Here is a 15246-nt window from a genome sequence, read left to right on the forward strand (position 1 = left end):
CTTCAGACCGACTGCACCGCCGGTCCGTAGCCCTGGAGGAATTCTTCCGGCATGCGCCTGGGCTTGCCGCTGGACAGTTCGATGCAGACGAACGTGGTTTGCGCACGCAGCAGGGTCAGGTTGTCGCTCGGGCGCACCAGTTGGAAGCGCCGGGTCATCTTCAGACGCTGGTCCCAATCGACGATCCAGGTCGCCAGTTGCAACTCGTCGCCCTCGTAGGCGGCCGCCAGGTAGTCGATCTCGTGACGCACCACCGCCATGGCCCGGTCCAGCCGGCGATACTCGCTCAGGTCCAGGCCCAGGCGCTGGGAATGCCGCCAGGCACAGCGCTCCAGCCAGGTGACGTACACCGCGTTGTTGGCGTGCCCGAGGCCGTCGATGTCCTCGGCGGCCACCTGCAGGTCGAGAATGAAGGGTGTCGCCAGATCCCAGCTCATGTACCGCTCCCGGTCGATTCAAAGACCGGGGCAGTGTAACGGATCAGGCCGACTGACGCTGCGCCACGCTACGCCCGGCCAGCAACGCCAACACCCCGTCGATCACCCGCGGATCGGCCAGCAGCCGCTGGTGACCACCGCTTTCGAGGCGCAACAGGCGACTGTCGAACCAGGCCTGGTGAATGCGTCGCGATTCATCGACCGCCACCAGTTGGTCGTCCTCGGCATGGACGATCAGGCCCGGCATGTCCATCTGGTAATGCTCAATATCCAGGTGCTCGGCACGCATCCCGACATCCCGTTCGACCTCCCGGATAAACGCCGAACGCGCCCGCGGCGGCAGCCCGACATAACGGGCAAAGCCACGCAACACGCCCAGCACCCGCGCCGGGGCAGAAATGCTGACCAGCGCTTCGGTACGCAGCCCGAGCTGGGTCGCGAGCATGGCGCTGGCGCCGCCCATGGAATGACCGATCACCGCCTTGAGCGCCGGCAGCTCGGCGGCGGCTTCGAGCAACGCCCGGGCAAACGCCACCACGTTCGCCTCACGCCCGGGCGACTGGCCATGGGCCGGCCCATCGAGGGCCACGGCGGTATAACCGGCCGCCACCAGGGCTTCGATCAGGCTGGCGAACTGGGTAGGCCGCCCTTCCCAGCCATGCATCAGCAGCACGGTCGGGCCTTGCCCCCAACGCAGCGCGGAAAGACCGAACCGCAGGGTGATCCGTTCGGCTGTCGCCAGCAGCGGCAGCTCCCAGTCCCGTGGCGAACGCTCGCGGGGCGTCATGAAGACCTGACGCATCCGACTCGCCGCGACCCGCGGCGCCACGCGCCCCAGGGTACCGTTGATGCCACGAATCCAGCGCAAAGTATTCATCAGGTTTCACCTCAGGGCAGCTCGAACCTTCAGCGCACCGCCGACTTGGCCGCGCGCAGCATTCTATCGGACAGCTCTCCCGGACCCAGCGCCCGGGCCACGGCCAGACCGCCGATCATCAGGGCGATATCGGCCAGGGCCGTTTCGGTGTCCTCGGGGCTGGCCGCCAGTTGCGCGACCATCAACTCCACATGTTCGTTGAGCGCCTCGCGAAAGCACTCGGGCAGGCTGCCGATCTCCCCCACCACCGCTGGCAGCGGGCAGGCATGATCGACCGCGTCGCGATGCTTGCGCGACAGGTAGAACGCGGCGAACAGGGCACGCCGCTCTTCCCCACTCAACTGGTTGTCGACTTCATCCATCTTCGCCCGACGCTGCGCAAGCAACTGCTTGAATGCCTCGAGCATCATCGCGTCCTTGCTCTCGAAATGCGCGTAGAAGCCACCCACGGTCAAGCCGGCGGCGGCCATCACTTCACTGACACTCGGCTCGGCGGGACCACGCTGGATCAGCGCAGCGCTGGCCGCCTGGAGGATTCGTTCGCGGGTCTGGGCCTTTTTGTCGTTCATTGCCATCTCCAGATATGACATCGGAAATATTATTCTCATAATATTTTTTCGCAAGGTCTTCGCATGACCGCTGGTCCGACTGAAAAATGCTAAAGGGGAATTCGGGGCGAAAGGGATGAATACCAGAAAAACAAAAGGGCCATTCAATGATGAATGACCCTTAAAACCCCGCAGAGCGGGAAAACGTGGCGTCCCCTAGGGGACTCGAACCCCTGTTACCGCCGTGAAAGGGCGGTGTCCTAGGCCACTAGACGAAGGGGACGCAAACCCTTCTCACATTGCAGAAGTCGGCTTATTGGCGACTTTTTACTGGCCGGCGACCTGGTCACCCGCTGTATTCTGCAACATCGACTCAGAACCGGTGTGGCCATATTCTGAATCGTAAATTGGTGGAGCTAAGCGGGATCGAACCGCTGACCTCTTGCATGCCATGCAAGCGCTCTCCCAGCTGAGCTATAGCCCCGGATTTTTCGCCTCTCGGCGCAGCGACATCGAATTGCAATGTCACTTGTGTGAAACTGGCGTCCCCTAGGGGACTCGAACCCCTGTTACCGCCGTGAAAGGGCGGTGTCCTAGGCCACTAGACGAAGGGGACGCAAACCCTTGTGTACCCTGTCGGCGCTGGTTCCGACTCGTGGTACAAACTCCAGGTGAGTGTAGCGCAACCTGAAGCTTCTAATTTGGTGGAGCTAAGCGGGATCGAACCGCTGACCTCTTGCATGCCATGCAAGCGCTCTCCCAGCTGAGCTATAGCCCCACAGTGTCAGACTTCACTTCATTCCAGCGTTGTCGCTGTGTTTCCGTGTTGTCTTGTGGACGGGGCGCATATTAAGTGCGACCCACTCCCCTGTCAAACTTTTTTTGAACATTTTTCAAAAAATTTTTCCGCGATAACAATCACTTACCGCAATCCCCCGGAAAACCGGGGGTTGTCGGCCACGTGCGCAGCGGGCAAATACCGCTGCGACATGGCCACCACTGGCTCAGGCGCTGACTCAGGCAATGGTGCCCAGCAGCTTTTCCCATTCCTTGTTTTCTTTCTTCGACACGCCACCCAGCAGTTCCAGGGCCTGGCGCAGACGGAAACGCGTCAGATCCGGACCGAGGATTTCCATCGCATCGAGCACCGATACCGAGCTGGCCTGCCCGGTGATCGAGGCGAAGATCAGCGGCATGGCATCACGCAGCTTCAGTTCCAGGGCATCGACCACCGCCTGGATGGTCGCGGTGATGCTGTCCTTCTCCCACTGGCGCAGGCTTTCCAGCTTCCACAGGATCAGTTGCATCAGCTTGCGCACATCTTCCGGCGACAGCTTCTTGTGTTCGAACAGCCTGGCATCCAGCGGCAGGCTGCCGGCGAAGAAGAAGTTCGCCAGAGGCGCGACCTGGCTGAAGGTCTCGACGCGGCTCTGCACCAGCGGCGCGATCTTCATCAGGTACTCGGGGTTGAACGCCCAGTTCTGCACGCGGCTGGCGAACTCCTCCACCGGCAGGTCGCGCAGCCACTGGCCGTTGAGCCAGGACAGCTTCTCGATATCGAAGATCGGTCCGCCCAGGGAGACGCGGGACAGGTCGAAGTTGTCGACCATTTCCTGCAACGAGAACTTCTCGCGCTCGTCCGGCATCGACCAGCCCATGCGGCCCAGGTAGTTGAGCATTGCCTCGGGCATGAAGCCCATGCGCTCGTAGAAGGTCACCGAGGTCGGGTTCTTGCGCTTGGACAGCTTGCTCTTGTCCGGGTTGCGCAGCAGCGGCATGTAGCACAGCTTCGGCTGCTCCCAGCCGAAGTATTCGTAGAGCAGGATCAGCTTGGGCGCCGACGGCAGCCACTCTTCGCCACGCAGCACGTGGGTGATGCCCATCAGGTGATCATCGACCACGTTGGCCAGGAAGTAGGTGGGCAGACCGTCGGTCTTCATCAGCACCTGCATGTCCATGCGGTCCCACGGAATCTCGACATCGCCACGCAGCATGTCCGGGACCACGCAGACGCCCTCGCTCGGCACCTTCATGCGGATCACATGGGGCTCGCCGGCGGCCAGACGACGAGCCACCTCCTCTTTGGACAGCAACAGCGCCCGGCCGTCGTAGCGCGGGGTCTCGCCACGGGCGATCTGCTCGGCACGCATCTGGTCCAGCTCTTCGGCGGTGCAGAAGCACGGGAAGGCATGGCCCATGTCGACCAGTTGCTGGGTGTACTTCTTGTAGATCTCGCTCCGCTCGCTCTGCCGATACGGGCCATGCGGACCACCGACGTCCGGGCCTTCGGCCCAGGTGATGCCCAGCCAGTTCAGCGCATCGAAAATCTGCTGTTCGGACTCGCGGGTCGAACGCAACTGGTCGGTATCTTCGATCCGCAGGATGAACTCGCCACCGTGCTGCTTGGCAAAGCAGTAGTTGAACAAGGCGATATAAGCAGTACCAACGTGGGGATCGCCAGTCGGGGATGGCGCGATGCGAGTGCGGACAGTGGTCATGGGTGGTCTCGAAATGGAGATAAAACAAAGGGCGAATGGTAACAGGCCGACCGCCCTCGTCTCCAGCATGGGCGGCAGGCAGAGGGCATATAAGCCAAGCTTCGGTGTAAAAATGGCGCCAGGCCACTAAAACCGGGCTTTATTCGTTGCTGGCATTTACCCACTAATTGCGCTGTGCCAGATTTGTCTACCGAGAAGTTCACTAATTACCCTGATCGTTGCCTGCCCATGCCCGCCCAACTCAAACGCCGCCTGTTCGTGTTCCTGCTGCTCGTCCTGCTGATCGCCCTCGGCTTCTTCGCCGAGTGGTTCTGGCGCGGGCGCTTTTATGAAAGCACCGACAACGCCTATGTCCAGGGCGAGATCACCCGGGTCTCCAGCCAGCTTGCGGCACGCATCGACCAGGTGCTGGTGGCCGACAACCAGCCTGTCGAGCAGGGCCAGTTGCTGGTCCGGCTCGAAAGTGCCGACTTCCAGCTCGCGGTCGACCGGGCCCGCGCCGCCCTCGCCACCCGCGAGGCCGAGCGTGTGCAGGCACAGAGCAAGCTGACCCAGCAGGCCAGCCTGATCGCCGCCGCCGACGCCCAGGTCGCTTCCAGCCAGGCCAGCCTCGGGCGCTCGCAGCTCGACCTGTCGCGGGCGCAGACCCTGCGCAAGCCCGGTTACGTCTCCGAGGAACGGGTCACCACCCTTTCCGCCGACAACCACATCGCCCGCTCCCAAGTGGCCAAGGCCCAGGCCGACCTGCAAAGCCAGCGCCAGCAGGTCAATGCCCTGACCGCCGATCTCAAGCGTCTCGACGGCCTGATCGCCAGCGCCCGCGCCGAACTGGCCCAGGCCGAACTGAACCTGAGCCGCAGCGAGATCCGCGCGCCGATCAGCGGCCTGGTCGGCCAGCGAGCGGCCCGCAACGGCCAGTACGTACAGACCGGCGCCTACCTGCTGTCGATCGTGCCGGACCAGGACATCTGGGTGCAGGCCAACTTCAAGGAAACCCAGATCGGCCATATGCGCCCCGGCCAGCGGGCCACGCTGCTGTTCGATGCCTATGAGGACACGCCAATCCAGGGTCGGGTCGACAGCCTGTTCGCCGCTTCCGGCGCGCAGTTCAGCCTGCTGCCGCCGGACAACGCCACCGGCAACTTCACCAAGGTGGTGCAGCGGATTCCGGTCAAGCTGGTCTTCGCCGCCGACAACCCGCTGCACGGCCTGATCCGCCCGGGCATGTCGGTCACCGTCAAGGTCGACATCCGCGACCACGCCGATGGCCGGTGATGCGCTGATCCGCCCGGTCGACGAACCGACCCGGCGCGACTGGATCGCGGTGATGAGCGTGATGCTCGGCGCCTTCATGGCGGTGCTCGACATCCAGATCACCAACTCCTCGCTCAAGGACATCCAGGGCGCCCTGTCGGCGACCCTGGAGGAAGGTTCATGGATCTCCACCTCGTACCTGGTGGCGGAAATCATCATGATCCCGCTGACCGCCTGGCTGGTGCAGTTGCTCTCGGCCCGGCGCCTGGCGACCTGGGTCTCGCTGGGGTTTCTCGCCTCGTCGCTGCTGTGCTCGATGGCCTGGAACCTGGAAAGCATGATCGTGTTCCGCGCCATGCAAGGCTTCACAGGCGGCGCGCTGATCCCGCTGGCCTTCACCCTGACCCTGATCAAACTGCCGGAACACCACCGTGCCAAGGGCATGGCGATGTTCGCCATGACCGCCACGTTCGCCCCGTCGATAGGCCCGACCCTGGGCGGCTGGCTGACGGAGAACTGGGGCTGGGAATACATCTTCTACATCAACATTCCACCCGGCCTGATCATGATCGCCGGCCTGCTCTACGGCCTGGAGAAGAAAGAGGCGCATTGGGAGCTGCTCAAGAGCACCGACTACGCCGGAATCGTCACCCTCGGTGTCGGCCTGGGCTGCCTGCAGGTGTTCCTCGAGGAAGGCCACCGCAAGGACTGGCTGGAATCGCAACTGATCCTGACCCTGGGCAGCATCGCCCTGCTGAGCCTGATCACCTTCGTCATCCTGCAACTGTCCAGGCCCAATCCGCTGATCAACCTGCGCATCCTGCGCAATCGCAATTTCGGCCTGTCGAGTATCGCCAGCCTGGGCATGGGGGTCGGCCTGTACGGGTCGATCTACCTGTTGCCGCTGTACCTGGCGCAGATCCAGAACTACAACGCCCTGCAGATCGGCGAAGTGATCATGTGGATGGGCGTACCGCAGCTGTTCCTGATCCCGCTGGTGCCCAAGCTGATGAAATTCGTCTCGCCGAAACTGCTCTGCGCCCTGGGTTTCGGCCTGTTCGGGCTGGCGAGTTTTTCCTCGGGGGTGCTCAACCCGGACTTCGCCGGCCCGCAGTTCAACCAGATCCAGATCATCCGCGCCCTCGGCCAGCCGCTGATCATGGTGACCATCTCGCTGATCGCCACCGCCTACATCCTGCCCCAGGACGCCGGCTCGGCCTCCAGCCTGTTCAACATCCTGCGCAACCTCGGCGGCGCCATCGGCATCGCCCTGCTCGCCACCCTGCTGGATGCGCGGACGCGGGAATACTTCGACTACCTGCGCGAAGCCATCGTCCCGGTCAACCCGCAAGTGGCCGAACGCCTGGCGCTGTTGGCGGAAAAGTTGGGCAACGACACCGCGGCGCTGGGCAAGCTCAGCGAAATCACCCACCAGCAGGCGCTGATCATGGCCTATAACGACGCCTTCCATTTCGTCGGCCTGACCCTGGGCATCAGCATGCTCGCGGTGCTGCTGACCCGGGCGCTGCCGGCGGGCGTCAAAGCTGGGGAGACGCATTGAGTTCAAGAGCCCCTTCGCGGGCAAGTCGGATCGCCGCACCGCCGGCGCCTACGGTGATGAGGTGTCCGCCAATGGTGTGCACGACGCTCCCCCTGTAGGAGCCGGCGGTGCGGCGATCCGACTTGCCCGCGAAGAAGCCAACACAATCGCGCAATAACTACAGAAGCGCCCCGCCGCGCTCGCGGATCAGTTCGATCAGCGCGCGCAAACCCGCCGGCACGTGTCGGCGGCCAGGGTAGTACAGCGACAGGCCATCCAGTGGCGGGGTCCAGTCCTGCAGGACGGGGACCAGGGTTCCCGCCGCCATATCGGCCGCCGCATTCCACTGCGAGATGAAGGCCAACCCCAACCCGGCCCGTGCGGCCTCCAGGACCAGGCTCGGCTCGTCCAGGGTCAGCACGCCCGGCACATCCACCTCCAGGCTCTCGCCATGGCGCGAGAACTCCCAGCGGTAGATCCGCCCGGTCGGCATGCGCAGGCGAATGCAACGGTGCTGATGCAGATCGCTCGGCGTCTGTGGCAACGGGTGTCGCGCCAAGTACTCCGGACTGCCCAGCACCAGCAGGCGCAACGGCAGGCCCAGGGGGATGGCGATCATGTCCTGGGGCACGCTCTCGTGCAGGCGGATCCCGGCATCGAAACCCTCCACCACGATATCGATCAGCCTGCTCTCGGTGACGATGTCCACGTTCATCCGCGGATAACGCCGCATGTACTCGATGAACAGCGACATCGCCTGATTCGCCGCCCCTGTCGAGGTGTTGATGCGCAAGGTCCCGGCAGGAATGCCGGCATGACTGCCGGCCTGCTCCATGGCCTGGCGGATGGTCGACAGCGCCGGCGAGATGCTCTCGACGAACTGCGCCCCGGCTTCGGACAGGGCCACGCTGCGGGTCGTACGGTTGAACAGCCGGGTACCGATCCGATTTTCCAGCGCCGAGACCGCATGACTCAGCGCCGAGGTCGACACATCCAGCTCCGCCGCCGCCGCCCGAAAACTCCGGTGACGGGCAACGGCCAGCACCGCTTCCAGCTCACTCAAACCCGACGTGCGCATTATCCCAAATCACTCATCAAGACATGCCGATTTATCCTGCTTATCAGACCAATACTAGTCCCTTACCGTGTTCGACACCATCCGCACACGCTTTGGAGCAGTCATGCACCGCATCGATCAGATCTACGTCAACGGCGCGTTCGTCCCCCCACATGGCCAGGAATGGTTCGACCTGTTCAATCCGAGTACCGCTCAGGCCATCGGCCAAGTGCGCCTCGCCGACGAGCAGGACGCTGACGCCGCCATCGCTGCCGCCAAAGCGGCCTTCCCGGCCTTGTCGCGCAGCACCAAGACCGAGCGCATGGACATGCTGTTGCGCATGCACGCCGCCATCGCCGCCCGTGAGGAACCACTCAACGAGGCGATCATCGAAGAATACGGTGCCCCTGTGTCGCGCTCACGATGGATGGCCCGGCACGCGGCGAACGTGCTGCGGGAGGCGGCTCGGGTGCTGCAGGACTATGACTTTCTCCGTCGGGCCGGCAGCGCCCAGGTCAGCATGCAGCCGCTCGGCGTCGCCGGCCTGATCACCCCCTGGAACAGCAACGCCGGTTTCATCTGCGGCAAGCTCGCCGCGGCCATCGCCGCCGGCTGCACGGCAGTGATCAAGCCCAGCGAGATGAGCGCATTGCAGACCCGTATCGTCACCGAGGCACTGCATGAAGCCGGGCTGCCGCCGGGGGTGTTCAACATCGTCACCGGTCGCGGCGAAACCGTCGGCGCGCGGATCAGCAGTCACCCGGACGTGGCGAAGATCTCCTTTACCGGCTCGACCGCCGTCGGCAAGCACATCCTGCGCTCGGCCGCCGACAGCCTGAAACGGGTCACCCTGGAACTGGGTGGCAAGTCACCGGTGCTGATCCTCGACGACGCCGACTTCGACCAGACCATCCCCCTGGCGTTGCAGGCCGGCTTCATGAACAGCGGCCAGGCCTGCGTTGCCGGGACCCGGATCCTGGTGCCGGAACAGCGCCTGGCCGAGGCCGAAGCGGCCGTGCTGAAGGCTATCGCCGATATCCGCAGCGGCGATCCACGGGCGGCGCAGACCAGCATCGGGCCGATGGTCAGCGAAAAGCAGTGGCAACGGGTGCAACGTTACATCCGCATCGGCATCGACAGCGGCGCGCGCCTGTTGAGCGGCGGCGAAGGCCTGCCCGACGGCCTGGACACCGGCTGGTTCGTCCGGCCGACGGTGTTCAGCGGGGTGTCCAACGACATGACCATCGCCCGCGAGGAAATCTTCGGGCCGGTGCTGTCGATCATCACCTATCGTGACGAGGTCGATGCCCTGCGTATCGCCAACGACACGCCATACGGCCTGCAAGCCTATGTGCTGGGCACCGATATCGAACGGGCCCGCCGGGTCGCCGGCCAGATCGAGGCCGGGCGCGTGCTGGTCAATACCCTGGCCCATGAGCCTCAGGCACCATTCGGTGGGTTCAAGCAATCGGGGATCGGCCGCGAATACGGCACGTACGGGATGGAAGCCTTTCTCGAACCCAAGGCGCTGCTCGGACTGCCGGCCTGAAATACGATCCCCTGTAGGAGCGGCTTGCTGGCGATGGCGGTGTGTCAGTCGGCGGGACATCAACTGGCAGACTGCAATCGCCAGCAAGCCGGCTCCTACAGGGGCCCGGTGCAATCGGGATGCACTGAGAGTGCTTGCCCAGGCGGGCCCTCGGCGGTAGGTTGGCCGACATTCACAGGCCAACTGGCGGAGCGTCGCATGTCCAACGTAGTACTGGTGTTGACCGAGACCGTCAACGAATACCTGCCGATCATCGAACGCCACGGTTTCGAACTGATCCTCGCCCCCACCCGCGTCCTGCGCGCCGAGGCCATCGCCGCCCACGGCGGGCGTATCAAGGCCGTGCTGACCCGTGGCCCGCTCGGCCTGTTCGCCGATGAAATCGCCGCCCTGCCACTGCTGGAAATCATCTGCGTGATCGGCGCAGGCTATGAAAAGGTCGACCTGCACGCGGCGAAACAGCGTGGCATCGTCGTGACCAACGGTGCCGGCGCCAACGCCTCGTCGGTGGCCGATCACGCCCTGGCGCTGTTGCTGTCGCTGGTCCGTGATATCCCCCGGGCCGACGCCTCGGTACGTCGCGGCGAATGGCGCAAGCTGATGCGCCCCTCGCTGGCCGGCAAGCGTCTGGGCATTCTCGGCATGGGCGCCGTGGGCCTGGAGATTGCCCAGCGGGCCGCGCTCGGCTTCGGCATGTCGGTGAGCTATCACAATCGTCGTCAACGCGAAGATCTCGAATACGCCTACCGCACCACGCCCGCCGAACTGGCGGCGACCTCGGACTTTCTGATCATCGCCACACCCGGCGGCGCAACCACCCATGGCCTGATCGGCAAGCACGAACTGGACGCCCTGGGCACGGAAGGTTTCCTCGTCAATATCGCCCGCGCCAGCGTGGTGCTGACCGACGAATTGGTGGCAGCCCTGGAACAGGGACGGATCGCCGGTGCGGCGCTGGATGTCTTCGATGACGAGCCGAACGTTCCGGACGTGCTCAAGGGCCTGCCCAATGTGGTGCTGACACCCCACGTCGCCGGCCTGTCGCCGGAGGCCTCGGAGGCGACAGTCAGTCTCGTGGCGCAGAATCTGCTGGCGTATTTCTCCGGCCAACCGGTGCTCACCCCGGTCGCCCTGCCCGAGTGATTGCTCCCGGGGCGACAGGCCATGATCGCGCCCTTTCCGGCTGGATCGAGGAACGCCGCCTCAAACTCGGCGATCACCTGGGCGGCAGCCTGGAACCGGACGACACGCCAAAGCCGTAAACCGCCCTCGGCCTGAACTTCCGTCGAGCAACACCGGTCAGCTCAGTGAATACCGCCCGCCAGCGCACTCGCTGCACCCCGTTCCTAGACCCGGAGTCACGCGGCCATGACCGATCATCCCAACGAACCCCAGAGCCCCATCGAAGCCCATGGGATCATCGGCGACATGGGCAGCGCCGCGCTGATCAACGACCGTGGTAGCGTCGACTTTTTCTGCTGGCCGGCCTTCGACAGCCCGGCGATCTTCTGTGCCCTGCTCGACAGCCCCGACGCCGGGATTTTCCAGTTGGCCCCGGACCTGCCCGACGCGCGCCGCGAGCAGATCTACCTGCCCGACACCAACATCCTGCGCACCCGCTGGCTGAGTGCCCAGGCGGTGGTGGAAATCACCGACCTGCTGCCGGTCAGCGACGACGTGGACGACCTGCCGCTGCTGGTCCGTTGCGTGCGGGTGGTCAGCGGCCAGGCCACCTTCCACCTGCGTTGCGCGGTACGCCACGACTATGCCCGCGCCACGACCACGGCCCGCCTGGATGACGACGATGTCTGCTTCGACGCACCTGGCCAACCGAGCCTGCGCCTGCACGCCGACCAACCACTGCGGGTTGAACGGAACGCCGCCGTCGCCAGCTTCCACCTGGGCCAGGGACAGGAGGCCGAGTTCCTCCTCGGCGCCCTCGACGACCCACGGGTCAGGCTCGGCGACGGCCACCTGGCCCTGCAACACACCATCACCTTCTGGCAGCACTGGGTCGGCCAGTCCACCTACCGTGGCCGCTGGCGCGAAGCGGTCAACCGCTCGGCGCTGGCCCTCAAGCTGCTGACCTCGCGCAAGCACGGCGCGATCCTCGCCGCCGCGACCTTCGGCCTGCCGGAAAGCCCCGGCGGGCAACGCAACTGGGACTATCGCTACACCTGGATCCGCGACGCCTCGTTCACCATCTACGCCTTCATGCGCCTGGGTTATGTCGAGGTCGCCAACAATTTCATGCGCTGGCTGCGCCGGCGTATCGACGACGGTTGCGACCAGTCCATCAAGCTCAATGTCCTGTATGCCATCGACGGTACCCAGGAGTTGCCCGAGATCGAGCTGACGCACCTGTCCGGCCACGGCAATGCCCGCCCGGTACGCATCGGCAACCAGGCGTGGGAACAAGTGCAGCTGGATATCTTCGGCGAGCTGATGGATGCGGTATACCTGACCAACAAGTATGGCGAAGCGATTTCCCACCAGGGTTGGCTGCGCGTCGGCCAGGTCATCGATCATGTCTGTGCCAACTGGAACCAGCCGGATGTGGGCATCTGGGAGATGCGCGGTGGCAAGCACCATTTCCTGCACTCGCGGCTGATGTGCTGGGTGGCCCTCGATCGCGCCATCCGCCTGGCCTCCAAACGCTCGCTGCCGGCGCCATTCGCCCGCTGGGACGAAGCTCGCCAGGCGATCCACAACGATATCTGGAACAACTTCTGGAACGCTGAACGCGGGCACTTCGTCCAGCACACCGGCGGCACCGGCCTGGACGGCTCGATGCTGCTGATGCCGCTGGTACGCTTCGTCGGCGCCACCGACCCGCACTGGCTGGCGACCCTGGACGCCATCGAAAAAAGCCTGGTACGCGACGGCCTGGTCTACCGCTACCGCAACGATGATCACCCCATCGATGGCCTGCCGGGCAACGAAGGCGCCTTCGCCGCCTGCTCGTTCTGGTACGTCGAGTGCCTGGCTCGCGCCGGCCGCGTGGAGCAGGCGCACCTGGAGTTCGAACAGTTGCTGCGCTACGCCAACCCGCTGGGCCTGTATGCCGAAGAGTTCGACCCGCAAGCCCGTCACCTGGGCAACACGCCGCAGGCCCTGACCCACCTGGCGCTGATCAGCGCGGCGTGCTTTCTCGACCGCAAACTCAGCGGCGACGTCACACCCTGGCAGCCTTGAATGAAGAGGCCTGTAGCCTTTGTATGAAGTTTGTAACTAAATTGAATATATTTGATATCTCGTCGATACACTGGTGAAAATTCTTTCAACAACCCTACATTCGACAGGATATTTCCCATGGTTTTCTCACCAGAAACCGGGCAGGACGCCAAGGCCGCCAGCCACCTCGTTGCGGGAGGTCGGGTATGAGCGTAGGTTCGATCAGCGCGTGGGCCACCGAGATGCGCTCGCGGGTTCTCAAGCAGGGCACTGCCGCGGCGGAAAAGGCCGCCAAGCAGAAGGTCAAGACCGACGAAGTCCTCAAGGACATCAAGCCGGACCCGAAGGCCCTCGACACGGCCAAGATGGCCAAGGACAAGCTGCAGTCGAAGTTCCAGGGTTTCGATCCGAAGGCGGTCACCCCCGAGCAATTGTCCAGGTACAGTGACATCCTCAAGGAACAGGGCCTGATCAGCGCCTCCACGGCGAACCTGCTGTCCAGCGCCGGTACGCAGAAGAAACCGAACGAGAAGTTCAACGCCCTGGATTACTTCGCCAACCAGATCAGCACGCTGCAGAGCGGCCCGAACAAGAACGAGCCGTTCGCCAACACCATGATTCCCGAGTACAAGCGGGCGATCAGCGTGATGCTCAACCTGCAGCAGTTCGCCAATTCCGGCGCCAGCATCTCCATCGACACCAAGGCCTGAGTGCCCTCCCTCACCCGTGGCGTAGACGCGCCACGGGCGTCCTGCCGCTTCCTCTCTTGGCACACGGTACTCCACCGGCCGGCCCATCCCGTGCGCGCCGCCCAATCGCAAATGATTTTTATCTATTAATACAAATGATTATTATATAGATTGAAATCCGAATCATTCGCGCAAACTGGAGCACCCGCAAGATGCCAAGCACCACCCGACGGGCTTGGGCCGAAGCCTGCAAGCGTCTAAGCTGGGGACCCCATTCCTCTCGCCTTGGATCGCCGTGTGAAATTCAGCCTGCCGAAAGTTGCCACCGCCCCCTTCTGCCCTTCTGAAGTGAACGGCTCGATCGCAGTCGACAGCGGCGCGCCGTTCTTCAAGCGCGTGTTGCGCTTCGCTGGTCCCGGCCTGCTGGTTTCCATCGGCTACATGGACCCGGGCAACTGGGCCACGGCCATCGAGGCCGGCTCGCGCTACGGCTACAGCCTGCTGTTCGTGGTGCTGCTGGCGAGCCTGGCGGGCATGGCGGTGCAGTGTCTGTGCTCACGCCTGGGCATCGCCACCGGCCGCGACCTGGCGCAACTCTGTCGTGACCGCTACAGCCCCCGTTCGGCTAAGGCCCAGTGGCTGCTCGCGGAAATTTCCATCATCGCCACGGACCTGGCCGAAGTGCTCGGTTGTGCCCTGGCCTTCCACCTGCTGCTGGGTTGCTCGCTGACCTTCGGTATCGTCCTGACAGCCTTCGACACACTGCTGATCCTGGCCCTGCAGAACCGCGGCTTCCGTCGCCTGGAAGCGATCATGCTGGTGCTGGTGGCGACCATCGGCGTGTGTTTCTTCATCGAGCTGGTGCTGATCAAGCCCTACTGGCCGGACGTGTTCAGCGGTTTCAAGCCATCGACCTCGACCCTGAACGAAGCCGCGCCGCTGTACCTGGCCATCGGCATTCTCGGGGCGACCGTGATGCCGCACAACCTCTACCTGCATACCTCCATCGTGCAGACCCGCCTGGTCGGCAAGGATCTCGCCAGTCGTCGCGACGCGGTCCGCCTGGCGCGCTTCGACACCATCGGTTCGCTGGCCCTGGCACTGCTGGTGAACGCGGCGATCCTGATACTGGCGGCGGCGGCCTTCCACCAGTCCGGTCATACCGAGGTGGTGGAGATCCAGGACGCCTACCACCTGCTCGACCCGCTGGTGGGCGGCGCCTTCGCCAGTATCCTGTTCGGCATCGCGCTGCTCGCTTCGGGGCAGAGTTCGACCTTCACCGGCACCATCGCCGGCCAGGTGATCATGGAAGGCTACCTGAACCTGAAGATTCCCTGCTGGCAGCGCCGCCTGATCACCCGTGGTCTGGCACTGATCCCGGCGTTCATCGGCGTCTGGCTGATGGGCGAAGGCGCCGTCGGCAAGCTGCTGGTGCTGAGCCAGGTGGTGCTGAGCCTGCAACTGCCGTTCGCCCTGTACCCGCTGATCCGCATGACCAGCGACGAGCGCCTGATGGGCGAGTTCGTCAACCGCTGGTACACCCAGGGCCTGGCCTGGCTGCTGTTCGTGGCGATCAGCGCGGCGAACGTCTGGCTGATCGCCCAGGTCTTCAGCGACTGACGC

The 15246-nt window shown here is 64.1% G+C and carries 12 protein-coding genes and 4 tRNA genes; 7 read left to right on the forward strand and 9 right to left on the reverse strand.

Annotated features, from left to right (window positions below):
- Positions 1-2: 2 nt before the first annotated feature.
- From K675_RS0126870 to gltX, 8 genes are all read right to left on the reverse strand, one after another.
- The gene (locus K675_RS0126870) at positions 3-437 is read right to left on the reverse strand and encodes an acyl-CoA thioesterase (RefSeq protein ID WP_017906560.1); all 435 of its coding nucleotides are present in this window, start codon (positions 435-437) and stop codon (positions 3-5) included.
- Positions 438-480: 43 nt separating this feature from the next.
- On the reverse strand, positions 481-1314 hold the full coding sequence (locus K675_RS0126875; protein ID WP_017906561.1) for an alpha/beta fold hydrolase: 834 nt from the start codon (positions 1312-1314) through the stop codon (positions 481-483).
- A 29-nt stretch (positions 1315-1343) separates the two neighbouring features.
- Positions 1344-1883, reverse strand: coding sequence for a TetR/AcrR family transcriptional regulator (locus tag K675_RS0126880; protein ID WP_017906562.1), 540 nt, complete (start codon positions 1881-1883; stop codon positions 1344-1346).
- A 186-nt stretch (positions 1884-2069) separates the two neighbouring features.
- Positions 2070-2145, reverse strand: a tRNA-Glu gene (locus K675_RS0126885).
- A 125-nt stretch (positions 2146-2270) separates the two neighbouring features.
- Positions 2271-2346: transfer RNA gene (locus tag K675_RS0126890), tRNA-Ala, on the reverse strand.
- Between the two features lie 56 nt (positions 2347-2402).
- Positions 2403-2478: transfer RNA gene (locus K675_RS0126895), tRNA-Glu, on the reverse strand.
- A gap of 86 nt (positions 2479-2564) precedes the next feature.
- Positions 2565-2640 (reverse strand) — tRNA-Ala (locus K675_RS0126900).
- 238 nt (positions 2641-2878) lie between these two features.
- Positions 2879-4360 (reverse strand): glutamate--tRNA ligase, encoded by a 1482-nt coding sequence (gene gltX / locus K675_RS0126905; protein ID WP_026145564.1) that lies wholly within the window; start codon positions 4358-4360, stop codon positions 2879-2881.
- 228 nt (positions 4361-4588) lie between these two features.
- Between gltX and K675_RS0126910 the strand changes: the two genes are divergently transcribed.
- Together K675_RS0126910 and K675_RS0126915 are read left to right on the forward strand one after the other, a co-directional pair.
- On the forward strand, positions 4589-5635 hold the full coding sequence (locus K675_RS0126910) for an HlyD family secretion protein (protein WP_017906564.1): 1047 nt from the start codon (positions 4589-4591) through the stop codon (positions 5633-5635).
- 49 nt (positions 5636-5684) lie between these two features.
- Complete coding sequence (locus tag K675_RS0126915) at positions 5685-7175, forward strand: MDR family MFS transporter (protein WP_198291694.1); 1491 nt, start codon at positions 5685-5687, stop codon at positions 7173-7175.
- Between the two features lie 157 nt (positions 7176-7332).
- On the opposite strand, the gene K675_RS0126920 is transcribed toward K675_RS0126915, so the two are convergent.
- Positions 7333-8232: a LysR family transcriptional regulator gene (locus K675_RS0126920; protein WP_017906566.1), complete on the reverse strand. Its 900-nt coding sequence runs from the start codon at positions 8230-8232 to the stop codon at positions 7333-7335.
- Positions 8233-8335: 103 nt separating this feature from the next.
- Here K675_RS0126920 and K675_RS0126925 point away from each other — a divergent pair, with 103 nt between their 5' ends.
- The 5 genes from K675_RS0126925 (at position 8336) to K675_RS0126945 (ending at position 15243) form a co-directional block, all read left to right on the forward strand.
- Positions 8336-9760, forward strand: coding sequence for an aldehyde dehydrogenase family protein (locus K675_RS0126925; RefSeq protein ID WP_017906567.1), 1425 nt, complete (start codon positions 8336-8338; stop codon positions 9758-9760).
- Positions 9761-9958: 198 nt separating this feature from the next.
- Entirely contained in the window at positions 9959-10903 is a 945-nt protein-coding gene (locus tag K675_RS0126930; RefSeq protein ID WP_017906568.1) for a 2-hydroxyacid dehydrogenase, read from the forward strand.
- A 225-nt stretch (positions 10904-11128) separates the two neighbouring features.
- A complete protein-coding gene (locus tag K675_RS0126935; RefSeq protein WP_017906569.1) occupies positions 11129-12955 on the forward strand; it encodes a glycoside hydrolase family 15 protein in 1827 nt (608 codons plus the stop codon).
- A 185-nt stretch (positions 12956-13140) separates the two neighbouring features.
- Entirely contained in the window at positions 13141-13644 is a 504-nt protein-coding gene (locus K675_RS0126940; RefSeq protein WP_017906570.1) for a hypothetical protein, read from the forward strand.
- A 276-nt stretch (positions 13645-13920) separates the two neighbouring features.
- The gene (locus K675_RS0126945) at positions 13921-15243 is read left to right on the forward strand and encodes an Nramp family divalent metal transporter (RefSeq protein WP_017906571.1); all 1323 of its coding nucleotides are present in this window, start codon (positions 13921-13923) and stop codon (positions 15241-15243) included.
- Positions 15244-15246: the final 3 nt, after the last annotated feature.

The sequence above is a fragment of the Pseudomonas fuscovaginae SE-1 genome, from assembly GCF_000364705.1.
Taxonomy (GTDB): domain Bacteria; phylum Pseudomonadota; class Gammaproteobacteria; order Pseudomonadales; family Pseudomonadaceae; genus Aquipseudomonas; species Aquipseudomonas fuscovaginae_A.

What these genes read in the sequence shown, in the direction of transcription:
- K675_RS0126935 (WP_017906569.1), top strand. Translation starts at nt 11,129, where the DNA reads ATGACCGATCATCCCAACGAACCCCAGAGCCCCATCGAAGCCCATGGG.
- K675_RS0126875 (WP_017906561.1), bottom strand. Translation starts at nt 1,314, where the DNA reads ATGAATACTTTGCGCTGGATTCGTGGCATCAACGGTACCCTGGGGCGC.
- gltX (WP_026145564.1), bottom strand. Translation starts at nt 4,360, where the DNA reads ATGACCACTGTCCGCACTCGCATCGCGCCATCCCCGACTGGCGATCCC.
- K675_RS0126870 (WP_017906560.1), bottom strand. Translation starts at nt 437, where the DNA reads ATGAGCTGGGATCTGGCGACACCCTTCATTCTCGACCTGCAGGTGGCC.
- K675_RS0126940 (WP_017906570.1), top strand. Translation starts at nt 13,141, where the DNA reads ATGAGCGTAGGTTCGATCAGCGCGTGGGCCACCGAGATGCGCTCGCGG.
- K675_RS0126925 (WP_017906567.1), top strand. Translation starts at nt 8,336, where the DNA reads ATGCACCGCATCGATCAGATCTACGTCAACGGCGCGTTCGTCCCCCCA.
- K675_RS0126920 (WP_017906566.1), bottom strand. Translation starts at nt 8,232, where the DNA reads ATGCGCACGTCGGGTTTGAGTGAGCTGGAAGCGGTGCTGGCCGTTGCC.
- K675_RS0126910 (WP_017906564.1), top strand. Translation starts at nt 4,589, where the DNA reads ATGCCCGCCCAACTCAAACGCCGCCTGTTCGTGTTCCTGCTGCTCGTC.
- K675_RS0126880 (WP_017906562.1), bottom strand. Translation starts at nt 1,883, where the DNA reads ATGAACGACAAAAAGGCCCAGACCCGCGAACGAATCCTCCAGGCGGCC.
- K675_RS0126930 (WP_017906568.1), top strand. Translation starts at nt 9,959, where the DNA reads ATGTCCAACGTAGTACTGGTGTTGACCGAGACCGTCAACGAATACCTG.